The organism is Acidimicrobiia bacterium, from assembly GCA_041394025.1.
Taxonomy (GTDB): Bacteria; Actinomycetota; Acidimicrobiia; order IMCC26256; family JAOSJL01; genus JAOSJL01.
Genome location: JAWKJA010000003.1, coordinates 453,180 through 477,392, shown reverse-complemented (window position 1 = coordinate 477,392; position 24,213 = coordinate 453,180). Strand labels below are relative to the sequence as shown.

The following is a 24,213-nucleotide window of genomic DNA, read 5'->3' as shown; positions in this document are numbered from 1 at the left end:
CCCCGGGTCGCGGTCGGCCACGTCGTCGACCAGGAACGGCCCAGCATGTCCCACCGGTGGGCGCGCGCCGCGCGGATCCACTGTCAGGAGCGCCGGTACGGATCGGAGTGCTCCCAGTCGGCGAGCAGCGTGCGGAGTCCCACGAGGAGGGGGAGCGGCTGGTCGAGCATGACGTGGTGCCAGGCCAGGGGGATCTCGATGACCGGTGCGACACGGCCGAGCTGCTCGTACATGTAGTCGCCGATGTCGGCTGTCACGAGGCCGTTCTGGGAGCGGAACAGTGCCACACGCGACGTCACGCGCTGGAGGGTGTCACCGGTCGGGAGCCGGAAGGCGAAGATCTCCGGGTCGAACTTCCATGTCCACCCGTCAGCGGTGCGGCGTGCCGAGTTCCGTGCGATGTGGTCGACGACGTAGGGCAACGAGGTGGGCTGGTCGGGCACGGTGCGGTACCGCTCGAGAGCGGCGTCGAGTGTGGGGTAGGTGCGTAGCGGCCCGAAGGCCTCCCGGCGCTTGGCGGCCTGTTCTTCGGGTGCGAGGCGCCACACGGGCGTGTCGAGGATCATGATGCCCGCCAGCGCGTCGCCGTAGGTGGCCGCCGCGGTGATCGCCACCCAGCCGCCCATGCTGTGGGCGATCACGATCGGTGGGCCGGAGATCTCCGCGTCGTGGGCCACGGCGAGGACCTCCTCGGCCCACCGTCCGTGCGTGTAGTCGCTGCGTCGCCCGCTGTCGCCGTGGCCCGACAGATCGATGGCCGCGACGCGGTACTCGTCGCGTGCAATCAGCGGTGCGAGGTGGTCCCACCAGTGGGAGTTCGCACCTCCCCCGTGCACGAGGACGATCCCGGGCCGGCCCGGTTGCCCCCATCGCCGGGAGTTGACCGGGCACCCGTCGACGGTGACGGCGACATCGTCGGACGGCGCCGCCAGAGCGTCCGTGAACCACTCGGGAGCGGCGGCTTCGTTTGGAGTCACCGGTGCATCGTTGCACGTTCCTCCGGTGGCCACGGACACCGCCGACGGCCCGATTTCGCCAACGCTCCGGCAACAGGCATCATGCGGGGCGGCCCAACCACGGAAGGTCTGATGGCGGAGCACACCCAGGAGCGGAGACACCGCGGCGCGTCCTACACGGCCGTCCTGTCACTCGGTGCCCTCGGCGTCGTCTACGGCGACATCGGGACCAGCCCCCTCTACGCGCTGCGCGAGTCCTTCGTGGGCTCCGGCCACGAGATCGCCGTGGCCGAGTCGAACGTTCTGGGGCTCCTGTCGCTGATCTTCTGGTCGCTCATCATCGTCATCACCCTGAAGTACCTCGTCTTCGTGATGCGCGCCGACAACGACGGAGAGGGCGGGATCCTCGCCCTCACCGCTCTCGTCACACCGAGGTCGGGCAACGGGCAGCGTCGTCGATGGATCCTGATCATGATCGGCCTCTTCGGAACCGCGCTTCTCTACGGCGACGGCATGATCACCCCCGCCATCTCCGTGCTGAGTGCCGTCGAGGGAACCGAGGTCGCCACACCCGGCCTCAGTGACCTCGTCATCCCTATCTCGGTCGTGATCCTCGTCACGCTCTTCGCGGTCCAGAAGTGGGGCACGGGCACCGTCGGGCGGGTCTTCGGCCCGGTGATGGTCGTGTGGTTCGTGGTCATCGGGGCGCTCGGGGCCGCCGAGATCGCCCGGCATCCCGGCGTGCTCGAGGCGGTTCTGCCCCACCACGCCGTGGCGTTCTTCGCTGACAACGCCTGGACCGGGTTCCTCGCCCTCGGTTCGGTGTTCCTCGTCGTGACCGGTGGTGAGGCGCTCTACGCCGACATGGGCCACTTCGGGCACGGGCCGATCGCGATCGGGTGGTTCTCGCTCGTGCTCCCCGGCCTCCTGCTGAACTACTTCGGCCAGGGCGCCCTCCTCATCAACGACCCGTCGGCGATCGAGAACCCCTTCTACCTCCTGGCGCCGGAGTGGGGGCTCTACCCGCTCGTCGTGCTCGCCACCGCGGCGACGGTCATCGCGTCCCAGGCGCTGATCTCGGGTGCCTTCTCACTGACGCGGCAGGCAACGCAGCTCGGTTACGCGCCGCGCCTTCGGATCATCCACACGTCGGCCACCGAGATGGGCCAAATCTACGTGCCGCTCGTGAACTGGATCCTCATGATCGCCTGCGTCGGGCTCGTGATCGGCTTCAAGGAGTCGAGCGGCCTGGCCGCCGCCTACGGGGTGGCGGTCACGACCACGATGGTGATCACCACGGTCCTCTTCTTCGTCGTCGCCCGCGAGGTCTTCAAGTGGTCGTTCACAGCGGCCGCGGCGGTCTGTGGCGTGTTCCTGGCCGTGGACCTGGCGTTCTTCGGGGCGAACATCCCCAAGATCCCCCACGGTGGCTGGTTCCCGCTCGTGGTGGGCGTCGTCGTCTTCACGGTCCTCACGACGTGGCACACCGGCCGTCACCTGGTGGGCCAGAAGATCCAACGACGCCAGACCGAGCTGTCGACCTTCATCGAGAGCGCGCTCCGCAAGAACCCCGAACGGGTACCCGGCACGGCGGTGTTCCTCTACAGCGTGCGCGGTACGACGCCGCCGGCGCTGTTGGCCAACTTCCGGCACAACAAGGTGCTCCACGAACAGCTCTTCGTCGTGTCGATCGTCACCGACGACGCCCCGAGGGTCCATCCCATCCACCGGTGCACGGTCCACGACTTGGGTGAGGGGATCTGCGAGGTCGAGCTTCACTACGGGTTCATGGAGAGCCCCGACGTTCCGGCGGCACTGGAGCACAACCTCGGGGTGAACACCGTCGACACCACGTACTTCCTCGGGCGCGAGACGGTGGTGGCCACGGCGCGCCCCGGCATGGTCCGCTGGCGTGAGCACCTGTACGTGCTCATGAGCCGCAACGCGTCGAGTGCCGCGTCGTACTTCAACCTGCCGGGAGACCGGATCTTCGAGGCGGGGATCCAGGTCGAGCTGTAGCGAGGGCCGGTAACGACGCGCTACTGGTCCTTCGGAGCGATGCAGAAGACGTTACCCTCGGGATCGGCCATGATGGTCCACGAGAAGTCGAAGATCTCGTGGTCCTCCACGTGGCTGCCGCCCAGCGCCTCGATGCGACGGCGCGCCTCGGCCACATCGTCCACGTAGGTGTCGAGGTGGACGGGGTTCCGGCCCTCCGAGCGCGCCTCGGTCAGCTGGAGTGCCACGGAGATCCCGCCCTCGTGCTGCGGCTCGAGCCACACGAAGAAGCCGGGGACCTCGCGGGCCACTCCGACACCGAGGAGCTCCGACCAGAACTCCTGTTCCTTCTCCAGGTCGACGACGTTGATCACAACCGCCGCCACCGTTGCCACACGCTGCGCCATCACGTTCCTTTCTGTCGTTGTTCTCAGGTCCGGATCGCTACGGAGCCGGGGCCGGCGGGGAGCGTCCACGTGGAGCCGGTGCTGCTCCCGGAGTCGTCGGAGCCCGGATCGTCGACGAAGCGGTACTCGGCGTCCCAGGCGTCGCGCGACACGTCGTGCAGCACCCAGCCCCGGTGCATCGCCTCGGCCCATGCCACGTGGGGGCTGTTGCCCGGCACGACGTCGGCGGCGACGGCCACGGCGCCGTTGTCCGAGGAGATGCCCGGCGCCACGAACTCGGTGCCGAGCGTCGGCGCGTCGGGGTCGTCGAAGTCGGTGGTGAGGCCTCCGACCCAACTGGAGTGCACGTCGCCGGTGAGAACCACGGGGTTCGTCGCCCCGCTCCGCGCGAGCGTGTCGAGCAGACGGTCGCGGGCCGCGGGGTAGCCGTCCCACTGGTCGAGGTTCCAGGCCTTGTTTCCCGGCCCGAAGCGCCACTGTTGGACCACGATCTGCTGCGCGAGCACGTTCCACACGGCGTCGGAAGCCGCGAGCTCGTCGGCCACCCAGCGCTCCTGCTCCGGCCCGAGGACGGTCGTCTCCGGGGCGAAGGCGGCGTCACAGCGTGGCCCGACGTCGCCGAGGGGGACATCGGGATCGCCACAGACCTGCGGTGTCCGGTACTGGCGGGTGTCGAGCACCAGGAACCGCGCCAGGTCGCCGAACGTCGAGCGGCGGTAGATCGCCAGGTCGGGCCCGTCGGGTGGCTCCATCCGAACCGGCATGTGCTCCCACCACGCCTGGTAGGCCGCAGCGCGCCGTGCGAGGAACGACGCGCGGTCGGGGGTCTCACTGTCGGACTCGGGGCTGTCGGCGGTGTAGTTGTTCTCGACCTCGTGGTCGTCCCAGGTGACCAGCCACGGCGCAACGGCGTGTGCCGCCTGGAGGTGACGGTCCTCCTTGTAGAGCGCGTAGCGGTTGCGGTAGCCGTCCAGGTCGAGGGCCTCCGGGAGAGGGTCGTCGCGCACGATGACGTTCTCGAAGCCCTCCCCGACATCGGTCGACGGGAACTCGTAGATGTAGTCGCCACAGTGCACGACGAGGTCGGGGTCGTGCGCCGCGAGGTCTGCATAGGCGGCGTAGAAGGCAGCCTCGTAGTTCTGGCAGGACACGTGACCGAAACGCAGCCGCTCCGGCGACGCGTCCGGTGCGGGCGTCGTTCGTGTACGCGCGACCGGGGTTTCCCAGTCGCCGGTGAAGAACCTGAACCAGTAGGGACGGTCGGGATCCAGCCCGCCGGCGTCGACGTGCACGGAGTGCCCGAGTTCGGGCACGGCGAGAGCAACGCCGCTCGCAGCGATGTCGCCCATGTCCTCGTCGGTGGCGATCTCCCAGCCGACCTCGACGTCCTCGTCGGGCATGCCGCCACCCTCTGTCGGGACCGGAGCGAGCCGCGTCCAGAGGACGACGGAGTAGGCCGACGGATCGCCCGACGCCACGCCGAGGCTGAACGGATCCCGTTCCAGGCGGGGCGGGACGGCCGGTCGTGCCGAGTCGCTCCCACCGCCCCGGCTGCACGCCGCGAGGAAGGTCGCCGCCGCTGACGCGCCGAGGAACCGCCGACGCGTCAGCTCTGGCAGGAGCGCCGCACGCCGTTGTCCTCTACTGGTCCGCAACCTGACCTGTCGGAGCGTTCGGCTGTGTGGGCGTCGTGCCACCCGTCGTCGTCGTGTTGCTCGGCTGCGTCGTCGTGGAGGTGTTATCCGTCGTCGCCCCGCCACCGGTCGTCGTGGTCCCGCCACCGCCGCCACCGCCGGAGGCCTCGGTGCTGACCGTCTCGGTCTGTGAGGCGGTCTTGCCGTCGCCGTCGTCGGCTGTGAGCTCGATGTCGTGGTCCTCGCCGTCGCAGGGGACGTCGATCTCGTTGGTGCCGGAGGGGTCGGGGCCCGAGGCGACCTGGTCACCGTCGACGGAGATCTCCACCTCGGTGGCACCCTCGGTCTCCCAGCTCACCTCGACAGTCCCCGTGCCGTCCCCCGAGCAGTCGGCGCTGTCGGGCACATCGAACGAGGTGATCGACACGTCGCCGCTGTCGTTGTCGTTGCTGTCGTTGCTGTCGCTGCTGCAGGAGACCGCCACGAGGACGAGGACCGACACCCCGACGAGCAGGGTCAACCGAGCACGCTTCATCACAACCCCCGACGACGACCCGACAGGCGCACACTAGCTGTCGGGCCGTTTCGGCGCGGCTCGCGGAACGACTGGCGGGACTGCGTAGGATCGTCCCGATGGACGTCCTCTCCAGCCGAGTGCTTCTCCACCCGACCGACTTCGACCGGTCCTACGGGTTCTACGCGCGCACCGTGGGCCTGCACCCGTACCGGGAGTTCGGCAGCGGCGACTCCCGGGGCGTCGTCTTCTTCACGGGGGGTGGATTTCTCGAGATCTCGGGACGGAGTGATGCTGGGGTCGTGAGCGAGCATCTGGCGCTGTGGTGGCAGGTCCGTGGCGTCGACGCCGAGTACGAGCGTCTGATTGATGCGGGGGTCGAGTCGTTCGAGGCACCGACGGACAAGTACTGGGGACTACGCGAGGCGCGGGTTCTCGACCCCGACGGGCTCGTGCTCGTACTCGTGGAAGTGCCCGACGACCACCCGTTACGCCGTGACACCCGTTGACGGCGAGGGCACCGGGGTGATGCCGGGACAACGCGTCTAGGCGAGGTCGTGGAGCCGGAGCCCGCCTTCCGGACGGAGCGCGAGAGCCTGGTGGCCGTCGAGGAGGCGGTCGATCGTCTCGGCCAGAACCTCGTGCCGCCACCCGTGCGACAGGCGGCCCGAGCCGTCGCGTAGGTAGTCGACCACGTCGGCGCGCGTCGCGAGTGCCGAGGTGTGCAGGTCCAGATCGGACGCACGCTGGTTGGCCCAGGCGAGGATCACCGTGACAGCGGGGCCGAGTGACCGGTCGAGCTCCTTGCCGTCCGGTGGTGGCAGCACACGGTCGTCGTCGAGGTCGATCCCCTCCCCGACCGCGTCGAGCACCTCCTGCCGGGTCCGCTCGTTCAGCCCACCGCGGTCGAGGCCGCGAACCGCCAGGAACTGCTTCGCCGTACGCGGCCGACGTTGCGCGATTCCGGCCAGCGCGAGATCCGACAGCACGAAACGCGGGGGGAGATCCCGTTTCACGGCGGTGCGCTCACGCCAGGCAGCCACCGTCTGGGCGACGCGGCGGGTCTCGCCGCGGAAGCGCCGACTCCCCTTGATCTTCCACCAGGCCGTGTCGGGGTCGCGGGGCGACCGGTCGCGGGCGAGGAGTTCGTCACACTCGTCGAGGGCCCAGTCGAGGCGACGCATCTCCTCGAGACGTTCCCGAAGTATGTGGTAGAGGTCGAGTAGGTACTCGACATCGGCCGCCGCGTACTGACACTGCTTCTCGTCGAGGGGTCGACGGGTCCAGTCGGTGAGCTGCTGACCCTTTGCCATCTTCTCGCCCGTGACGCGACGGACGAGGTCGGCGAGGCCGGGAGAGCCCAGACCGACAAAGCCGGCTGCCACCTGCGTGTCGAAGAGGTGGGTCGGCGTGGTTCCCGTGGCGCGCTCGAGGATGGCGAGATCCTGGTCGCCCGCGTGGGTCACCATGGTGCCGTCGCCGTCGAGGATCTCCGCGAGGGGCGAGACGTCGAGGGCGAGGGGGTCGATGAGGGCGACTCCACCGGGCCACGCGCACTGCAGAAGTGCCAGCTGCGGGAAGTAGCTCCGCTCGCCGTGGAACTCGGTGTCGAGGCCGTAGGCCGACTCGTCTCGGAGGGCCGCGACGACGGTGGCAAGACCGGATGGATCGTCCACCCAGCGGGTCCGGCTCAGCTGAGGCCTTCGCCGTCGTCCTCGCCGGCGGCCGCTCGGGCGAACACCCGGTCGATCATCGCGGCGTCGCGTTTGCTGGCCTTTTCGCGCAGGGTCCGTAGACGGCCGCGGTCACCGGCACCCGTGATGCCGATCCGGCGGACCTCGTCCAGCCACTTGCGTTCGGTCTTGGTCAGCATGACCGCTTTCTCCTCTTTCTCCCCCGGTCGGCTCCGGTGTACCGGTGTACCGGTGACGACGCCCGGAGAGCCCGGAATATTCCCAGATCCGGGCCCACCGTTGCGACTCCGGTCGGGTATTTCACCACTGATCGGCGCTCGAGATGCTCACCTTGACAGACCGGGCGAGCCGGCGGGCGCATTTTTCCGCCCGGAGCGGCACCACCGCCCCGGGGTCTGCAGCAGGCCGGGACCGGGCGGGTCGTCCGGTCAGTCGGCGTTGTGAAGCGACCGGAAGGGCCACCGTTCCCGCCACGGCCGGTGCTCGGCCGGCTCGTCGGTGAGGGCCGACTCGTCGAGCACGTCGTGGCGCTGGATGTAGGTGGAGCCGAACGCCTGGATGACCGCGGCCGCCGGGAGCGCGAGCAGCGCGCCCACCGGCCCGAGGATCCCGGCGCCGGCGATGACAGCACCGAAGGCCACGGCCGGGTGGAGCGCCATGGTGTGCGCCGTGACACGCGGTTGGAGCAGGTAGTTCTCGACCTGCTGGTAGACGACCACGAAGGCCAGGACCCACAGGGCGTCGACCGGGTCGCTGAGCAGTGCCACCAGCACGGCCAACGCTCCCGCCAGGTACGTCCCCACCGTCGGGATGAACTGTGAGACGACACCGACCCACAGTGCCAGTGCGACGGCGAACGGCACACCGATGATCGAGAACGCGATCCAATGGACGACAGCGGAGATCACAGCGAGGAGAGCCCGTGAGTAGATGTAGCCGCCGGTCTTGTCGATCGCGAGCTCCCACGTTTGTAGAAGGAAGCGCTGGCGCTTCTCGGGGAGTGCAGACAGCAACGTGCGACGGAGACGCGGGCCGTCGGCCACGAGGTAGAAGGTGAACAGTGCGATCGTGAAGAGCTGGAAGAGCACCGTGAGTACGGTCGTACCGACGTCGAGGGCGTTACCGGCCAGACCGGTCGCGAAGTCGCGTGCAGGGCCGTCCTTGTTGGTGAGGTCGTCGATCAAGGCGTCGGCGTCGACGTCGGCGTTGAACGTGTCGTTCACCCAGGTCTCGGTGCGCTGTACATAGTCGGGCGCCTCGTCGATGAAGTCAGCGACCTGGTTGGCGACGAGCGCGCCGATGGCAGCGAGGAAGCTGACGCTGACGACGAAGACTCCCAGGAACACCATGGCCGTGGCGGGACCGCGTCGCCATCCACGCCGGGCGAGGACGTTCACCGCCGGCTCGATCGCGAAGGACAGGAACAGCGCCACGAGGATCATGACGAGGAGCGTCCGGAGCCGGACGAGGAGCCAGTAGGACACGACGAGGGTGACGATGCCGGCGAAGAACAGGACCATCGCCCGGTTCAGCCATGGTGGGACGGGCGTCGGCTCTGCGGAGGCGTCCGGAACCCCGGGCTCGGCGCCGGGAGGCGGTGACGTGGGTGGTGTCGTGTCGTCCATGCGGTGGATCCCCCGGATCGGGATCCAGCGTACGGTCGCCACCCTCAGCCGTCGCGCACCCTCTCTCAGATCGATGCGTCAGTCGAGGTCGCCGTTGGTAGGCGGCCTCGAGTGGTGCATCGAGGTCTAGCGACGTCCCGCGAGGGCTCGGTTGGAGAATTTGGCGCGGACGTAGTCGCGGTTCATCAGCGCGATGAAGTCGATGGAGATCTCCTTCGGGCACGCCTTCTCGCACTCGCCGTGGTTGGTGCACGAGCCGAAGAAGTGCTCCATCGTGTCGACCATCCCCGCGACGCGGGAACCGCGCTCCGGTGCCCCCTGGGGCAGCAGGTTCAGGTGGGCGACCTTCGCCGCTGTGAAGAGCTGCGCCGCACCGTTCGGGCACGCAGCGACGCAGGCTCCGCAGCCGATGCAGGAGGCGGCGTCCATGGCGGCGTCGGCGGCCTCCTTGGGGACCGGCACACTGTTGGCCTCGGGGGCCGATCCGGTGGGGACGCTCACGTAGCCCCCGGCCTCGATGATCCGGTCGAACGGCGAGCGGTCGACGACGAGGTCGCGGATGACGGGGAAGGCCGTGGCGCGCCAGGGCTCGATCGTGATCGTCTGGCCGTCGTGAAACTTGCGCATGTGCAGCTGGCACGTGGCCGTGCCGAGTTCGGGACCGTGCGGGCGCCCGTCGATGATGAGAGAGCACATTCCGCAGATGCCCTCACGACAGTCGGAGTCGAAGGCGATGGGCTCCTCGTTCTTCTCGATGAGGCGCTCGTTGAGCTCGTCGAGCATCTCGAGGAACGACATGTCCTCGGAGACGTCCTCGGCGACGTAGTCGCGGAACTCGCCGTCCGTCGAGGAGGTCTGCCGCCAGACCCGCAGCTCGAGCCGCATGACTACTTGTAGCTCCTCTGTGCGAGCTTCACGTTGTCGAACACGAGTTGCTCCCGGTGGAGGGTCTCGGCGCTCCCCACGTCGTTGAACTCCCACGCGGCGACGTAGGCGAAGTGCTCGTCGTCGCGTAGAGCCTCGCCGTCCTCCGTCTGGTGCTCGCTGCGGAAGTGCCCTCCGCACGACTCCTCGCGGTGGAGGGCGTCGGCACACATCAGCTCCGCGAACTCGAAGAAGTCGGACACGCGCCCGGCCTTCTCGAGCGACTGGTTGAGATGCTCGTTTCCGCCGAGGACCCGCACGTCCGTGTGGAACTCGTCCCGGAGCACGGGGATCTCGGAGAGGACCTTCTCGAGGCCCTCCCGGCTGCGTTCCATGCCGCAGTGCTCCCACAGCATCTTGCCGAGCTCCCGGTGGAACCAGTCGACGGTGCGCGCGCCCCGGATCGACAGGAGTCGGCGGACCCGGTCGTCGACGTCTGCCTCGGCCTGTGCGAAGGCCGGGTCGGTCGTCGGGACCGGGTCGTCGCCGAGCTGATCGGCGAGGTAGTCGGCGATCGTGAACGGCAGGACGAAATAGCCGTCGGCGAGGCCCTGCATGAGTGCCGAGGCCCCGAGCCGGTTGGCGCCGTGGTCGGAGAAGTTCGCCTCCCCGATCACGTAGCAGCCGGGGATCGTGCTCATCAGGTTGTAGTCGACCCACAGGCCACCCATCGTGTAGTGCAGCGCCGGGAAGATCCGCATGGGCTGGTTGTAGGGATCTTCCCCCGTGATGCGCTCGTACATCTGGAAGAGGTTGCCGTACCTCTCCTCGATGGCGTCGCGTCCGAGTCGCCCGATGGCCGAGGCGAAATCGAGGTACACGCCGTTCTTCTTCACCCCGACACCGCGGCCCCGGTCGACCTCCAGCTTGGCGGCCCGCGATGCGACGTCGCGGGGCACCAGGTTCCCGAAGGCGGGGTAGCGCCTCTCGAGGTAGTAGTCGCGTTCATCCCGGGGGATGTCACCCGGCGCGCGTGTGTCGCCGTCGTCGTCGGGAACCCAGATGCGCCCGTCGTTGCGCAGGGACTCGCTCATGAGCGTGAGCTTCGACTGGAACTCCTCGGACGCCGGGATGCACGTGGGGTGGATCTGGGTGAAACACGGGTTGGCGAAGTACGCACCCTTGCGGTGCGCCCGCCACGCCGCCGTGACGTTGCAGTTCTTGGCGTTCGTGGAGAGGAAGAAGGCGTTGCTGTACCCGCCGGTCCCGAGGACGACGGCGTGACTCGAGTGCGACGAAACCTCACCCGAGATGAGATCGCGTACGACGATGCCCGCGGCGCGCCCCTCCTTGACGACGAGCTCGAGCATCTCGGTACGCGTGTGGAGCTCGACGGTGCCGGCGTCGATCTGGCGGGCGAGCGCCTGGTAGGCCCCGAGCAGGAGCTGCTGGCCGGTCTGGCCGCGGGCGTAGAACGTGCGGGAGACCTGCGCGCCTCCGAAGGAGCGGTTGTCGAGCAGGCCGCCGTATTCACGTGCGAAGGGCACGCCCTGTGCGGCGCACTGGTCGATGATGTCGAGGCTCACCTCGGCGAGCCGGTGGACGTTGGCCTCACGCGCGCGGTAGTCGCCACCCTTCACGGTGTCGTAGAAGAGGCGGTACACGGAGTCGCCGTCGTTCTTGTAGTTCTTGGCGGCGTTGATCCCGCCCTGGGCGGCGATCGAGTGGGCCCGGCGGGGGGAGTCCTGGTAGCAGAAGACCTTGACGTGGTAGCCGAGCTCCCCGAGCGAGGCGGCCGCGGCGGCGCCGGCGAGACCGGTGCCGACCATGATGATCGTGAACTTCCGCTTGTTGGCGGGATTCACGAGCTTCATGTCGAACTTGTGGTTCGTCCACTTGTCGGCGATGGGGCCTTCGGGGACCTTCGAGTCGAAGGTGGTGTCCGGTGCGGCGGTGGCGGTCACGAGATGATTCCCAACTGCACGGCGACCGGCATGCTGACGTTCCCGACCACGATGAGGGACGCGAAGCCGACGGCGAAGTAGCGCCGCCACAGGTTGAAGCGGGGGTTGTTGACACCGAGGCTCTGGAACATGCTCCACGCCCCGTGGAAGATGTGGATGCCGAGCAGGATGTTGGCGACGATGTAGACCACCGCCACCGGAACGCGTTCGAAGCTGGCCACCATGTTGTCGTAGACGTCGCCGCGTACGAAGTCGGGATTGGTGACACCCCACGTGAGGTCGAGCAGGTGGTAGACGATGAAGGCAGCCACGATGATGCCGGTCCAGCGCATCGTGCGCGACGCGAAGTTGGCGGCAACGTAGTCGCGTGGTGCCTGCCCGCGCTCTCCCCGGGCACGCCGGTTGGAGGCGGTCAGCTGGGCCGCCGCCAGGATGTGGAGGCCGAAGGCCGCGACGAGGCCGATGCGCAGGATCCACAGCAGTGAGGTGCGGGGGACCAGGTGCCCGCCGAGGTCACGCAGCGACTCGCCGTAGAGGTTGATCTCGTCGGGGCCGAGGAAGACCTTGAGGTTCCCGATCATGTGGACGAGCACGAAGCCGAGCAGCATCAGCCCCGTGACGGCCATCACCCACTTCTTGCCGACGTCGGAGGAGTAGAAGTCGACGATCCACGGACGCTTGGGCTTCGGTGGCGGTGGGACGGCCGGGCCGATTCCCGACGAGAGTGACGACGCGGCGTCGGCGCCGGGGGCCTCGTCCTCGGTGGTGGCTTCGGGCATGGGCGGATCCGCGTCCTGGGGACGCCGTCGTGAGCGGCGCGCACCCCGTAGTCGGGGGCGTGTCGACGGTAGCCAAGGCCCGGCGCGCTCCGCAGTTTGTGAACCGGGGCACGAGGACGTCCGCTCCATGTCGTCGTGCGTGCGCACGGACGCACCACCAACCGGATCCGGTGGCCGCGCTCAGCTGGGGAGAGCCGCCCCGGGGCGGGTCGACCGGAGGAGGAGAGGTGAGTAGGTGTTGACCACCTCGCCGCAGCGGCTGTGGCTGACGCTGATCTCCGCCTCCTCGGAGCGTCCCGCGTCGTCGATGGCGATGCGTCCGACGAACGTCACGTCGTCGGATGCGATGTCACCCTGCCACCGCCGGTGTGAGCGGCCGACGCGTGCCTCCACGACGGCCCCGACGAGCGGCTCGTCGCCCTCGTGGACGACGTGCACGGCCCCGGTGCGCGGGTCGAGCACGGGGAGGAGCGGCCGGCAGGCGTCGCGAAGTGCCCCGTAGCCTTTCTTGGGGCGGCGGGCGTGGTCGAGAACCGACCACGTCACCGACGGGTGCCCGTCGGCGAAGCAGAAGTGGCAGAAGCCTCCCGCCGGACGGTGACGGATCCTCCGGATGTCCTCGGTCTGGAGCTGGATCAGGGCCGCCTGGTACTCCTGGGTGGCGTCACGCCAGTCGTCGAACGTCGCGTAGTCGTCGGGCGGGACGTAGCGGTCGAAGTTCCGCTTCTGGAGGGCGTGGCGCTCGAAGAGACGGTCCCAGTCGAGGTCGGGCCAGCGGGCGGGCTCCATGAACGACGCGTCGGCGGGGACGGCCTGAGCGCCGTACTCGGAGATGAACCGGGCTGTGCGGGGCCACGCCGTGAGCATCCGGGCCAACTGGCCCATCTCGCCGTGGTACCAGCCGAAGTACCAGTGCGTGTCGGTGCCACCGGAGGTCGGCCCGGGCACGATCCCGGAGTGCCGGTCGACGAAGCGGCTCGAGTCGGCCCTGTGCAGCGCACGGGCCACCGACCTGTCGAGGACGTCCTTGTTCCACGTCGGCAGGGCCATGGAGCCGAGGATCCGGACTCCCGTGACAGCGTCGATCGCCTCGCCCGGGTTGGCGTCGACGGCCAGGGGCTCGTTGTGGGCGCACCACAGGGCGATGCTCGGATGGTGGCCCAGCTGCTCGACCATGGCGCGGGCCTGGCGCGTCGCCTCGCGCCGCAACCCGCGCGCGTAGCCCCACTGGAGCGGGAAGTCCTGCCACACCAGCAGGCCGGCCTCGTCGGCCGCGTCGTAGAACCCGGGGAGCGTCACGTGCGCATGGACGCGCAGGAGGTCGAGGTTCGCCTCCTGGGCCAGCTCGATGTCGTGGCGGAACTCATCGTCGTGGGTCTCGCCGATCTGCATCCTCGTCGGGCCCTGGTTGGAGCCCATCACGAATATGCGGCGGCCGTTCACGGTGAACGTCCAGTTCTCGACCGAGATCTCGCGGAAGGCCGTGCGTCGCGACCGGGTGTCGCTCACCGCTCCGTCGATCTCGACGGCGATGTCGACGTCCACGAGCGGCTGGTCGCCCAGACGCTTCGGCCACCACAGGGGAGGGCTCTCCACCTGGACGGTCCACGGAATCCTGTTGGAGCCCGCCACCACGGTGGCGTCGCGTGTGGCGTGCTCCTCGACGCCCGACCCGTGGACGTGGGCGGTCAGGCGCACCTGCCTCTCGGTGCCGACCTCCTCGCCGGCGTCGAGGTCGAGGTCGAGAAGCAACCGCCCGCGTTCGACGGTCGCCTCGGTGCAGAGCACGGCCGTGCGGGCGAGGCGCACCGGTCCGGTGTCGAGCAGGCGCACCGGCCGCCAGATGCCCCCGGGGTTCCACGTGGGGTCGAGATTGTCCCAGTGGGAGAAGACGCCCGTCACGAGTCGCTTGGCCGTGCGGTCCGACTGCGGCGCGCACGCCACCTCCACGGCGAGCGTGTGCTGGGATCCGTCGCGCATGCGGTCGGTCACGTCGAAGGTGTGGCACTCGAAGTAGCCCTGTGTGTCACCCACGTACGCGCCGTCGAGCCACACGTCGCCGTCGTAGAAGATGCCGTCGAACTGCAGGAACCGGCGCCGCCCCGCTGCGGGAGGGTCGATCGACAGGCGGCGCCGGTAGAGGACGGGGCCGTCGCTCGCCGCGAAGTGCTCCGAGGAGCGCCAGTGCCCGGGGACCGTGATGGTCGCCCATGACGAGTCGTCGAACTCGCGCTCGGCGAACGTGCGCTCCAGGGCGCCGTCGGCCTCGGCAGCGCGCCACGTCCCGCTGAGGTCGTGAACCTCGATGTCACCCGCGCTCACGGGCGATCCCCGGCCGAGGCCGGTGACCCCTCACCCGTGAGCTGCTCGTGCCGTGTGCGCTCACGAACAGCGACGGTGGCGAGGACAGCGATGAGGAGGGCGGCCGTGATGGTGGGTACGAGCCAGTCAGCGAGTGTGGGCTTCTCCACGCCGAGGTGACGGCGGAGGAACGACTCGGTGCTGCCCCAGACCTGGTTCTGGTAGAGGGACGCATGGGCCCGGCCGGGAAGGTACTGGTGGGAGTTCGGTACGCCGGCGGCCGTGAGGCGGTTGATCATGGCGTCGGGTTGCGACAGGGGAATCAGCTCCTCGGTGGAGTTGGCCAGGAACATCGGGGCTGTCGACGTGCCGACGTGGTCGATGGGCGACGCCTCCGCGTAGCGCCCCGGGCACTCCTTCGGTGTGCAGCCGAGGAAGTCGGTCACGAGGTTGGCCCGGGTGACGGCGATGCACTCGGGGTCATTGTCGCAGGCCTCGTCCTCTCCGGGCACCAGCGTGGCCAGGTCGAAGAGGCCCGACCAGCTCACGACCGCCGCCACCTGCGTGCCGGACGGCTCGGTGGCGAGCGGCTTCTCCGTGGGATCTCCGGTCGTCCCCAGTGTGGCGACCATGGCGGCCAGGTGACCCCCCGCGGAGCTGCCGATCATCCCGATCTTGTCGTCGTCGACGCCGTAGCGGTGGGCGTTGTCGGCGAGCCACTGGACAGACAGCTGCACGTCGTGGACCGCGTCGGGAAAGGCGTGGTCGGTCTGGCCGACGAGCCTGTAGTCGACGGTGGCGGCGACGAAGCCCTCCCCGGCGAGACGCTCGGCGGTCGGGGCCATGCTCTGCCGTTTCCCCTTCGCCCATCCACCACCGTGGACGAGGACGACGGCTGCACCGTTGCGCTCGTCGGCGGGGGGCAGGTAGAGATCGAGCTTCTGCTCGGGCTCGGTTCCGTACGCGACGCCTGTGTGGACCTCGTTGGCGTCGTCTGCCGCCGCCACACCGGCGGGCAACGACACGAGCGCCACGGACGCGAGCACCGAGGCGAGAACGAGGATCAGCGTGACGCGTTCCGCGCCGCGGCGATGGGGTCGTCGCGTGGCGGTGCGGGGACTCCGTCGGCTGCTCATGAGCGGGCCGATGGTACCGACCCGGTCATGGCAGTAGCCTCACGCGTCCGTCCCGGGAAGATTCGGGAAGTCGGGGAAACAGGAGTCATGGGTCGACCGACCTCGCTCGGGGAGCTGAAGGCAGCCGGGTGGGTGTCGCGCCCGGTCAAGGAGGAGATCCGGGCCAACGCCGCTGTGCGGATCGCGTCGGGCGACCGACTCGTGGACGGTGTCCTCGGATACGACGACACAGTTCTCCCGCAGGTGGAGAACGCGCTCCTGGCGGGTCACGACGTGATCCTCCTCGGAGAGCGTGGTCAGGCGAAGACCCGGATGATCCGTTCGCTCACGGGACTGCTCGATGAGTGGATGCCCGTCGTCGCCGGCAGTGAGATCAACGACGACCCGTACGCGCCGGTCTCCTCCCACGCCCGCCGGCTCGTGGCGGAGCAGGGCGATGACACGCCGATCGACTGGGTGCACCGCGATCACCGGTTCGGCGAGAAGCTGGCCACTCCCGACACGTCGATCGCCGACCTGATCGGTGAGGTCGATCCGATCAAGGTCGCCGAGGGGCGGTACCTGTCCGATGAGCTCACCATCCACTACGGCCTCGTGCCGCGCACCAACAGGGGCGTCTTCTCGATCAACGAGCTCCCCGACCTGGCGGAGCGGATCCAGGTCGGCCTGCTCAACGTGCTCGAGGAACGCGACGTCCAGATCCGCGGATACAAGGTGCATCTCCCGCTCGACCTGATGCTCGTGGCGTCGGCGAATCCCGAGGACTACACGAACCGCGGCCGGATCATCACTCCCCTCAAGGACCGCTTCGGAGCACAGATCCGCACGCACTACCCGCTCGACGCCGAGGTGGAGACCGCCGTCATCAACGCCGAGACGGCCGCTCCGGGCGTCGACGGGGTCACCGTCACGGTTCCGGATTTCATGACGGCCGTCGTGGCCGAGATCAGCCAACTCGCCCGCCGGTCGCCGCACATCAACCAGCGCAGCGGGGTCTCGGTCCGGCTGTCGATCACGAACAGGGAGACGCTCGTGGCCAACGCACTGCGTCGGGCGCTTCGCAGCGGCGAGCGCGAGGTCGTCCCCCGAATCAGTGACCTCGACGCCCTCGTCGCGTCCACGGCCGGGAAGCTGGAGTTCGAGACGGTGGAGGAGGGTCGTGACGAACAGGTCCTCGACCGGATCATGAAGGGCGCCGTGCTCGAGACCTTCCGGGTTCGGGTCGACCCCACGCTGCTCCCCGGAGTGGTCTCTGCCTTCGACGAGGGCCTCGTCGTCCACACGGGCGACGACGTGCCGTCCGAGGAGTATCTCGAGCTCCTCACGGGGCATGCCGAGCTGGGCGAGGTCCTGCGCTCCCTCGACGCCGGGGAGTCACCGGCGCAGGTCGCAGCGGCCGTCGAGTTCGTGCTGGAGGGCCTCCATCTGTCCAAGAGGCTCAACAAGGACGCGGTCGGAGGTCGCGCCGTCTACCGCGGCCGGCCGCGCCCCGACCCGCAGCCGGGTGGGGATCACCCGTAGGGCGAGTTCCCCTCGAGGAGATCGCACGCCTTCGAGGCGAAGCGGTTGACGTTGTCGACGCTGTCCTCGATCTCGGGGTCGTCGATCACGCTCTTGTCGCCGTCGGCCACCGACTCGAGAGCGCGGAGGAACACCTCGGCGTCGTCCCGGATCTCCGCCGGTGCGCTCTCGGCCATCGTGGTCACGAGATCGACCTGCTCCTCCGACGACAGGTCCCCGGTGCCGACCTCGGTGTCGTAGGTGGCGGCGGCCTCACAGAACTCCTCGGACGCCTCGGGCCCGTCGGACCCGGAACAGGCCGCGGCGACGGGCACGAGAGCGAGGAGTGGGAACAGGGCGATCCGGTGGCGGTGCACGGCACCATGGTCGGGGACGCCGGTACGCGGTCCCGAATCGGCCGGTACGCTCGGCGTGATGGCGCGGATCTTCCGGTACTCGCGTTGGGACGGCACCCAGCAGGGGTTCGACCTCGACGCGGAGTCACTCTTCGCCGAGATCTCCGACGACCTCGTCTACCACGGCGACCTCAACGCCGCGCTCCGGCGTCTGCTCCAGGGCGGCATGGAGGACGCCGACGGCAACCGGATGATGGGCTTGCGGGAGATGCTGCGCACCCTGCGCGAGCGTCGGCGCGACGAGCTCGAGCGACGCGACCTCGGCGGCGCCTACTCCGATGTGAACGAGCGGCTCGACGAGGTCATCGAGGAGGAGCGGCGCGGTATCGACCGCCAGGTGTCCGAGGCCGCTCACTTGCCCGACGAGCGCCGACGCGAGCTTCTCGAAGAAACGGCCGAGCGGCGGCAGCGTCAGCTCGACGAGCTACCTCCCGACCTCGCGGCGAAGGTGCGCGGGCTCCGGGACTACGAGTTCATGAGCGCCGAGGCGCGCGAACGCTTCGAGGAGCTCCTCGAAGAGCTGCGCAGCGAGCTCATGAGCTCCTACTTCAACCAGATCGCCGAGGGCATGGAGAACATGTCGCCCGAACAGATGCAACGGACGAAGGACATGCTCGCCGAGCTGAACGGGATGCTGGAGGCCCGCGAGCGCGGCGAGGAGCCCGACTTCGAGGGCTTCATGAGCCGGTACGGCGACTTCTTCCCCGGGAACCCCGCGACCCTCGACGAGCTCCTCGAACAGATGGCGCAGTCGATGGCGCGGATGCAGCAGCTCCTGAACTCGATGACGCCCGAGCAGCGCGCCCAGCTCCGGGAGCTGTCCGAGGAGCTGCTGGGCGACATGGACCTGAACTGGCAGGTCAGCGAGCTCGGACGGCACCTCGCCGATGCGTTCCCACAGCTCCCGTGGGACCGCGGACTGCCTTTCGAGGGCGACGAGCCCGTGGGCTTCGGGGAGATGTCGGGACTGCTCCGGACCCTCGGGGATCTCGACGAGTTGGAGAACCTGCTGGGAAACGCGACGCAGCCCGGACAGCTCGCCGAGGTCGACATCGACAAGGCGCGTGCGTTCCTCGGTGACGAGGCGGCCTCGTCACTGGAGAGGCTCGCCGACCTCGCCAGGATGCTGGAGGAGGCGGGGCTCATCGAGCAGCGGGAGGGTCGCCTCGAGCTCACACCCGCCGGCGTGCGTGCTCTGGGGAACCGGGCGCTCGGGGAGCTGTTCCGTCGGCTGGTCGCCGACCGGCCCGGCCGGCACGACACCCATCGAAGCGGCGCAGGCAACGAGAGGGCCTTCGAACACAAGCGCTACGAGTTCGGGGACCCGTTCCACCTCGCTGTCGGCCCGACGATCCGCAACGCCATCTGGCGCACCGGCGCCGGGACTCCGGTGCAGCTCCATCCCGACGACTTCGAGATCGAGCGCACCGACGCCACGACCCGCACGTCGACGGTTCTCCTGCTCGACCTGTCGATGTCGATGCCGATGCGCGACAACTTCCTCCCCGCGAAGAAGGTCGCGATGGCGTTGCACGCCCTGATCTCCGGGCAGTTCCCGGGCGACCATCTCGGCCTCGTGGGATTCGGGCGCGTCGCCCGCCCGATCCGGCCCGAGGAACTCCCGGAGGTGTCGTGGGACTTCGAGTGGGGCACCAACATGCAGCACGCCCTCCTGCTGGCACGCCGCGACCTCGCGCACCGGTCCGGAACGAAGCAGGTGTTGATGATCACCGACGGCGAGCCGACCGCCCACATCGAGAACGGTGAGGCACAGTTCCAGTACCCGCCGTCTCCCGTCACGGTGGAGGAGACGCTGCGGGAGGTCGCCCGCTGCACGAAGGCCGACATCCGGATCAACACGTTCATGCTCGACGAGAGCTATGCACTGCGCGAGTTCGTGGAGCGCATGACGAAGATGAACCGCGGGCGGGCCTTCTTCACGACGCCGGACGATCTCGGCGACTACGTCCTCGTCGACTTCCTCGAATCTCGCGCCCATCGATGTCGTGTGGGCTGAACGCTTCGTTCTCCGTGAGGAGCTGGGTTCTCGCGCCCATCGACGCCGTGTGGGCTGACGAGGCCTCCCACCGCCCCGACGGGAACGGCGGCCGGCGAATAGCGCACAACGGCTCAAGCCGCCCGTCCGGGCTCCCGATGAGACAGGGAGGAGCAGGAGATGACCCAGACACAGATCAACGCGCGACCCGAGCCCGAGGTGGGCATTCCTCCCGATGTCCGGGAGCGGATCGACGCGGAGGCACGCGGCGCCGGGCTCCGTCACGAGCCGACGGCTGCTGCCATCCGCCGACGACGAGCCCAGATCTCCATCGTCGCCGTCGTGGTCGTGGTCGGTCTCCTCTTCGTGACGGTCTTCGCGTCCGGCATCGCACCGAACGAGGACATCGTTCTCAGCCCCAACGTCCTGCGTCTCGGCCTTCTCGCCCTCGCGGTCGGCTTCACCGTGTATGCCATCGAGAAGGAGTTGCACCTCCGACGGCTGTCACGGCTACTGGCCGACGAGCTCGCCATCAACACGGCGTTGACGCACAGCCTCGACCAGTACAGCGCGCTCGTCGCGGCCGGTCAGGTCGTCAACTCCGTTCTCGATCTCGACGAGGTACTCGACGTGATCCTCGAGAACGCGCTCGACATGCTCGAGGGCTCACGTGGCTCGGTGATGCTGCTCGAGGGAACCGATGAACTGCGCGCGGTCGCCGTTCGGGGTAACGACCGCGCCAAGGGAGCGGCGGTAAAGGTCGGGGAGTCGGTCGCGGGGCAGGTCGCCCGGACCCGGGAGGCTCTCGTCCTCTCCGGAAACGTCGACTCGGACCGGTTCCCGGGTCACGAGCGCGACGACGCGACACCGACGACGTCCGTGTGCGCGCCGCTCGAGCACCGCGGGGAGCTCCTGGGTGTCATCAACGTCAGCCGGGAGAGCAACGACGACTACGACGAGTACGCGCTCCAGACACTTCGGCTCTTCGCCGAGCCGGCGGCCGCCGCAATAGCGAACGGCCGACTGTACGAGGCCGAACGAGCGCACGTGGTGGAACTGCTCGAGCTCGACAGGATGAAGTCGGAGTTCATGGCATCGATGGGACACGAGCTCCGCACGCCTCTCACCTCGATCCGGGGCCGTACCGCGCCACGCCGCCCGGTACTGGCCGACGAGGAGCGTGCCCACCTGCTGGATGTGGTCGACCGTCAGGCGAGCGTCTCCACGGGAATGGTCGAGGAGATGCTCACGTCGGCGGATCAGCGGACGCCGGGCGTGATGCCTCTCCTGGGTGCCCGGTCGATCTAGCGGCACCTGTTCGGCTCGTTGCACCGACTCGCAGGTCGCGGGCCGGCCCGTGCAGGTCGAGGCCTCCACGCCGCGATCGTACGCGGCGATCCCGAGGCCCCAGGCTTGCATCGTCGGCAACCTCATCGAGAACGCCTTCAAGTACGGCGAGCCGCCGTCTGGATCATCGTCAGCGCCGACGCGCCGGGAGCCCTGCTCGTCGAGGGACGAGGCCTGGGGTCCTGGCCTCGAGCGCGAAGATATTCGAGCGCTACTACTGGGCCAACTGGTCCGGACTCCACGCCCGGCCACGGACTGGGCCTTCCATCGTGCGGGGCCTCACAGCCTGTGGGGGCGAGGTGGGTGAGGAGGCGGAAATCCATGGCGCAGCCTTCAGAGTGTCGCTCTCGTCCGATCAGAGACCGACGACGAACAATCGTCGGCCACGTTCCGATCCAGGAGGAAGCCCTGCGGGCAGCAAGCCAAAGGTCCTGATCGTCGACGACGAGCCGGATGTGCTGCCACGCTCCGCATTCTCCTCGAGGGTGCAGGGCTTCGAGCCGTCCCTCGCCGCGGAGGGAGACAGCGCTGCGCGCACGATCACGAGAACCCCGGATCTCCTCCTCTGCTCGACATCATGATGCCGGTGCTGGACGGCTGGATGGTCTTGGCGCAGTTGGCCGACCGGCCGCAGCGACCCCACGTCGTCGCGCTCCGGCCAAGACCGGGCAGCGACACGCGTGCCCGCGAGCTTCTTGCGCAGCCGCCTACATCACGAAGCTGCCCGACCTCGCCGACCTGTCGCCACGCTGCGGAGCGCCTTCGCCGGTGAGACGACGGCCGCCGGGGAACTGCCGGTGAGGCGGGAGCCCCTGCCCGCCGGCTGGTGCCGACGAGCACCCGGCGGACAGTGGCGCGCCGGGATTCGGGTGCCGCCCGTGGGCACGGCGTCGCGAACGACCTTCCGCTGAGATCCCCACGACGATTCCCCGTTTCGCAATTCTGGGTATTCTTGATCATAATTTAGGAAAATCAGCCACCTGTAGGTGTGCCATGCTGGCCGACCAGTTCTCCGAGACCTTCCGTGACGAGCACCGTGCGGCTGTCTGCGACGCCCTGTCTGACCTCGACGACGCGCCTGGTCACGCACCGCGAGCGCGCAGCCGGGATCGTCGAGCGGATCGCGGTTCTCACCGGGCCGCACTTCCGCTACGAGGAGGAGTCGCTCTATCCGGCTCTGTCGAGATTCGGCGACCGTACGTCGAGTCGCTCCTGACGACCACGACGGGGCCATTGCAGGTGCCCGCCCTCGCCGAGCTCACGTCGGTTCCAATCGGCGATGACGAGGCCGAGGAGGGGACGGGAGATCGCCTCGGTCGATCCTCCCTCACGTGAGTGACTGCGATGGCCTGTCGATCATGGTCGAGCGGCTCGACGAGGGCGTCGTCAGCTCGATCTTCGACGCCCGCGCGCGCGGTCGCTCGACGAGAACCTCGATCTGCTCGCCTGGGCCGATCGGACCCGTCGGCGCCCGGCTCTCAGCACGGCGGCTTGATCCGCCAGCCGCACTCGTGCTCAGCGGGATCGCGGGGCCGCGCTGGAACGCGCCAGTCGCTCGATCACGTCGGCGGCCGAGGTAGTCGCGGAGCCTGGTGCCCATGAGATCACCGAGCTCCCGAATGGCGTCGCCGGTGGTGACGATCGGCGGTTCCGGGACCGGAGCGCCGTTCCCGGGCCCACACCGACGGTTGCGTCAGGCCGTTACAGAGGCACGTGCGACCTCGGTGTCGGGAGAGCAACGACGACTACGACGAGTACGCGCTCCAGACTCTTCGGCTCTTCGCCGAGCCGGCGGCCGCCGCGATAGCGAACGGCCGACTGTACGAAGCCGAACGTGCGCACGTGGTGGAACTGCTCGAGCTCGACAGGATGAAGTCGGAGTTCATGGCGTCGATGGGACACGAGCTCCGCACGCCTCTCACCTCGATCCGGGGGGCCGTGGCCGCGTCACGCCGCCCGGTACTGGCCGACGAGGAGCGTGCCCACCTGCTGGATGTGGTCGACCGTCAGGCGGAGCGTCTCCACGGAATGGTCGAGGAGATGCTCACGTCGGCGGATCAGCGGACGCCGGGCGTGATGCCTCTCCTGCGCCCGGTCGATCTGGCGGCACTCGTTCGGCTCGTTGCACTCGACTCGCAGGTCGCGGGCCGGCCCGTGCAGGTCGAGGGGCCTCCACGCTGCGACGTACGCGGCGATCCCGAGGCCCTGCGCCGCATCGTCGGCAACCTCATCGAGAACGCCTTCAAGTACGGCGAGCCGCCGGTTCGGATCATCGTCAGCGCCGACGCGTCGGGAGCCCTGCTCTCCGTCGAGGACGAGGGCCCGGGGGTCCCGGCCTCGGAGCGCGAGAAGATATTCGAGCGCTACTACCGGGCCAACCGGTCCGACTCCACGCCCGGCCACGGACTGGGCCTTCCCATCGTGCGGGGCCTCGCCACAGCCTGTGGGGGCGAGGTGTGGGTGGAGGAGGCGGCAAACGGCGGCGCAGCCTTCAGAGTGTCGCTTCCCGTCCGATCAGAGACCGACGACGAATCGTCGGCCACGCCCCGATCCAACCAGGAGGAAGCCCCGTGGGCAGCAAGCCAAAGGTCCTGATCGTCGACGACGAGCCGGATGTGCTGCTGACGCTCCGCATTCTCCTCGAGGGTGAGGGCTTCGAGCCGTCACTCGCCGCGGAGGGAGAGACAGCGCTGCGGCGCATCGATCACGAGAACCCCGATCTCCTCCTGCTCGACATCATGATGCCGGTGCTGGACGGCTGGATGGTCCTGGCGCAGTTGGCCGACCGGCCGCAGCGGCCCCACGTCGTCGTGTGCTCCGCCAAGACCGGAGCGAGCGACATCGCGCGTGCCCGCGAGCTCGGTGCAGCCGCCTACATCACGAAGCCGTTCGACCCCGCCGACCTCGTCGCCACGCTGCGGAGCGTCCTCGCCGGTGAGACGACGGCCGCGCCGGGAACCGCCGGTGAGGCGGAGCTCCCCGCTCCGCCGGTCGGTGCCGACGAGCACCCGGCGGACAGTGGCGCGCCGGGTGCGGTGCCGCCCGTGGGCAACGGCGTGGCGAACGACCGCTGAGCCGCACG

General features: G+C 68.9%; 21 protein-coding genes. 8 read left to right on the top strand and 13 right to left on the bottom strand.

Annotated elements, in window-relative coordinates; all coding sequences use genetic code 11:
• Nucleotides 1-83 precede the first annotated feature (83 nt).
• Nucleotides 84-932, bottom strand: a complete 849-nt coding sequence (locus R3A49_09610) for an alpha/beta hydrolase (protein ID MEZ5170986.1) — start codon at nucleotides 930-932, stop codon at nucleotides 84-86.
• Between the two features lie 156 nt (nucleotides 933-1,088).
• Here R3A49_09610 and R3A49_09605 point away from each other — a divergent pair, with 156 nt between their 5' ends.
• Entirely contained in the window at nucleotides 1,089-2,975 is a 1,887-nt protein-coding gene (locus tag R3A49_09605; GenBank protein MEZ5170985.1) for a potassium transporter Kup, read from the top strand.
• A 20-nt stretch (nucleotides 2,976-2,995) separates the two neighbouring features.
• On the opposite strand, the gene R3A49_09600 is transcribed toward R3A49_09605, so the two are convergent.
• The 3 genes from R3A49_09600 to R3A49_09590 all read right to left on the bottom strand — a co-directional run bounded on the left by R3A49_09600 (nucleotide 2,996) and on the right by R3A49_09590 (nucleotide 5,530).
• Complete coding sequence (locus R3A49_09600; protein MEZ5170984.1) at nucleotides 2,996-3,361, bottom strand: VOC family protein; 366 nt, start codon at nucleotides 3,359-3,361, stop codon at nucleotides 2,996-2,998.
• A 23-nt stretch (nucleotides 3,362-3,384) separates the two neighbouring features.
• Entirely contained in the window at nucleotides 3,385-4,839 is a 1,455-nt protein-coding gene (locus R3A49_09595) for an alkaline phosphatase D family protein (GenBank protein MEZ5170983.1), read from the bottom strand.
• Between the two features lie 163 nt (nucleotides 4,840-5,002).
• Nucleotides 5,003-5,530 carry a hypothetical protein gene (locus R3A49_09590; protein MEZ5170982.1) on the bottom strand — a complete coding sequence of 176 codons (528 nt, stop codon included), beginning with the start codon at nucleotides 5,528-5,530 and terminating at the stop codon, nucleotides 5,003-5,005.
• Nucleotides 5,531-5,628: 98 nt separating this feature from the next.
• Here R3A49_09590 and R3A49_09585 point away from each other — a divergent pair, with 98 nt between their 5' ends.
• The gene (locus R3A49_09585) at nucleotides 5,629-6,018 is read left to right on the top strand and encodes a VOC family protein (GenBank protein MEZ5170981.1); all 390 of its coding nucleotides are present in this window, start codon (nucleotides 5,629-5,631) and stop codon (nucleotides 6,016-6,018) included.
• Nucleotides 6,019-6,054: 36 nt separating this feature from the next.
• Here R3A49_09585 and R3A49_09580 read toward each other — a convergent pair whose 3' ends face one another.
• From R3A49_09580 to R3A49_09545, 8 genes are all read right to left on the bottom strand, one after another.
• Nucleotides 6,055-7,185: a ribonuclease D gene (locus R3A49_09580; protein ID MEZ5170980.1), complete on the bottom strand. Its 1,131-nt coding sequence runs from the start codon at nucleotides 7,183-7,185 to the stop codon at nucleotides 6,055-6,057.
• Between the two features lie 14 nt (nucleotides 7,186-7,199).
• Nucleotides 7,200-7,382: a hypothetical protein gene (locus R3A49_09575; protein ID MEZ5170979.1), complete on the bottom strand. Its 183-nt coding sequence runs from the start codon at nucleotides 7,380-7,382 to the stop codon at nucleotides 7,200-7,202.
• Between the two features lie 249 nt (nucleotides 7,383-7,631).
• Nucleotides 7,632-8,828 carry an AI-2E family transporter gene (locus R3A49_09570; GenBank protein MEZ5170978.1) on the bottom strand — a complete coding sequence of 399 codons (1,197 nt, stop codon included), beginning with the start codon at nucleotides 8,826-8,828 and terminating at the stop codon, nucleotides 7,632-7,634.
• A 126-nt stretch (nucleotides 8,829-8,954) separates the two neighbouring features.
• Nucleotides 8,955-9,713 (bottom strand): succinate dehydrogenase/fumarate reductase iron-sulfur subunit, encoded by a 759-nt coding sequence (locus R3A49_09565; GenBank protein MEZ5170977.1) that lies wholly within the window; start codon nucleotides 9,711-9,713, stop codon nucleotides 8,955-8,957.
• Between the two features lie 2 nt (nucleotides 9,714-9,715).
• A complete protein-coding gene (locus R3A49_09560; protein ID MEZ5170976.1) occupies nucleotides 9,716-11,656 on the bottom strand; it encodes a fumarate reductase/succinate dehydrogenase flavoprotein subunit in 1,941 nt (646 codons plus the stop codon).
• On the bottom strand, nucleotides 11,653-12,435 hold the full coding sequence (locus R3A49_09555) for a succinate dehydrogenase cytochrome b subunit (GenBank protein ID MEZ5170975.1): 783 nt from the start codon (nucleotides 12,433-12,435) through the stop codon (nucleotides 11,653-11,655). Before R3A49_09555 ends, R3A49_09560 begins: the two co-directional genes overlap by 4 nt.
• A gap of 180 nt (nucleotides 12,436-12,615) precedes the next feature.
• On the bottom strand, nucleotides 12,616-14,757 hold the full coding sequence (locus R3A49_09550) for a glycoside hydrolase family 2 TIM barrel-domain containing protein (GenBank protein ID MEZ5170974.1): 2,142 nt from the start codon (nucleotides 14,755-14,757) through the stop codon (nucleotides 12,616-12,618).
• Nucleotides 14,754-15,872, bottom strand: a complete 1,119-nt coding sequence (locus R3A49_09545) for an alpha/beta hydrolase (protein MEZ5170973.1) — start codon at nucleotides 15,870-15,872, stop codon at nucleotides 14,754-14,756. Before R3A49_09545 ends, R3A49_09550 begins: the two co-directional genes overlap by 4 nt.
• A gap of 87 nt (nucleotides 15,873-15,959) precedes the next feature.
• Between R3A49_09545 and R3A49_09540 the strand changes: the two genes are divergently transcribed.
• Nucleotides 15,960-17,393: a magnesium chelatase gene (locus R3A49_09540; protein MEZ5170972.1), complete on the top strand. Its 1,434-nt coding sequence runs from the start codon at nucleotides 15,960-15,962 to the stop codon at nucleotides 17,391-17,393.
• On the opposite strand, the gene R3A49_09535 is transcribed toward R3A49_09540, so the two are convergent.
• Nucleotides 17,384-17,749, bottom strand: a complete 366-nt coding sequence (locus R3A49_09535; protein ID MEZ5170971.1) for a hypothetical protein — start codon at nucleotides 17,747-17,749, stop codon at nucleotides 17,384-17,386. The genes R3A49_09540 and R3A49_09535 overlap by 10 nt on opposite strands.
• 58 nt (nucleotides 17,750-17,807) lie before the next feature.
• On the opposite strand from R3A49_09535, the gene R3A49_09530 reads away from it, so the two are divergent.
• The 5 genes from R3A49_09530 (at nucleotide 17,808) to R3A49_09510 (ending at nucleotide 24,205) form a co-directional block, all read left to right on the top strand.
• Nucleotides 17,808-19,805, top strand: a complete 1,998-nt coding sequence (locus R3A49_09530) for a hypothetical protein (GenBank protein MEZ5170970.1) — start codon at nucleotides 17,808-17,810, stop codon at nucleotides 19,803-19,805.
• A 159-nt stretch (nucleotides 19,806-19,964) separates the two neighbouring features.
• A complete protein-coding gene (locus tag R3A49_09525) occupies nucleotides 19,965-21,092 on the top strand; it encodes a GAF domain-containing protein (protein MEZ5170969.1) in 1,128 nt (375 codons plus the stop codon).
• Between the two features lie 1,063 nt (nucleotides 21,093-22,155).
• On the top strand, nucleotides 22,156-22,347 hold the full coding sequence (locus R3A49_09520) for a hypothetical protein (GenBank protein ID MEZ5170968.1): 192 nt from the start codon (nucleotides 22,156-22,158) through the stop codon (nucleotides 22,345-22,347).
• A gap of 497 nt (nucleotides 22,348-22,844) precedes the next feature.
• Complete coding sequence (locus R3A49_09515) at nucleotides 22,845-23,726, top strand: HAMP domain-containing sensor histidine kinase (protein ID MEZ5170967.1); 882 nt, start codon at nucleotides 22,845-22,847, stop codon at nucleotides 23,724-23,726.
• Nucleotides 23,702-24,205 carry a response regulator transcription factor gene (locus tag R3A49_09510; protein ID MEZ5170966.1) on the top strand — a complete coding sequence of 168 codons (504 nt, stop codon included), beginning with the start codon at nucleotides 23,702-23,704 and terminating at the stop codon, nucleotides 24,203-24,205. Before R3A49_09515 ends, R3A49_09510 begins: the two co-directional genes overlap by 25 nt.
• The last annotated feature ends 8 nt before the right edge of the window (nucleotides 24,206-24,213 follow it).

Excerpts from the sequence above, each read along its gene's own strand:
- R3A49_09605 (MEZ5170985.1), top strand. The coding sequence starts at position 1,089 with ATGGCGGAGCACACCCAGGAGCGGAGACACCGCGGCGCGTCCTACACG.
- R3A49_09600 (MEZ5170984.1), bottom strand. The coding sequence starts at position 3,361 with ATGGCGCAGCGTGTGGCAACGGTGGCGGCGGTTGTGATCAACGTCGTC.
- R3A49_09590 (MEZ5170982.1), bottom strand. The coding sequence starts at position 5,530 with ATGAAGCGTGCTCGGTTGACCCTGCTCGTCGGGGTGTCGGTCCTCGTC.
- R3A49_09585 (MEZ5170981.1), top strand. The coding sequence starts at position 5,629 with ATGGACGTCCTCTCCAGCCGAGTGCTTCTCCACCCGACCGACTTCGAC.
- R3A49_09575 (MEZ5170979.1), bottom strand. The coding sequence starts at position 7,382 with ATGCTGACCAAGACCGAACGCAAGTGGCTGGACGAGGTCCGCCGGATC.
- R3A49_09570 (MEZ5170978.1), bottom strand. The coding sequence starts at position 8,828 with ATGGACGACACGACACCACCCACGTCACCGCCTCCCGGCGCCGAGCCC.
- R3A49_09565 (MEZ5170977.1), bottom strand. The coding sequence starts at position 9,713 with ATGCGGCTCGAGCTGCGGGTCTGGCGGCAGACCTCCTCGACGGACGGC.
- R3A49_09555 (MEZ5170975.1), bottom strand. The coding sequence starts at position 12,435 with ATGCCCGAAGCCACCACCGAGGACGAGGCCCCCGGCGCCGACGCCGCG.
- R3A49_09545 (MEZ5170973.1), bottom strand. The coding sequence starts at position 15,872 with ATGAGCAGCCGACGGAGTCCCCGCACCGCCACGCGACGACCCCATCGC.
- R3A49_09540 (MEZ5170972.1), top strand. The coding sequence starts at position 15,960 with ATGGGTCGACCGACCTCGCTCGGGGAGCTGAAGGCAGCCGGGTGGGTG.
- R3A49_09530 (MEZ5170970.1), top strand. The coding sequence starts at position 17,808 with ATGGCGCGGATCTTCCGGTACTCGCGTTGGGACGGCACCCAGCAGGGG.
- R3A49_09525 (MEZ5170969.1), top strand. The coding sequence starts at position 19,965 with ATGACCCAGACACAGATCAACGCGCGACCCGAGCCCGAGGTGGGCATT.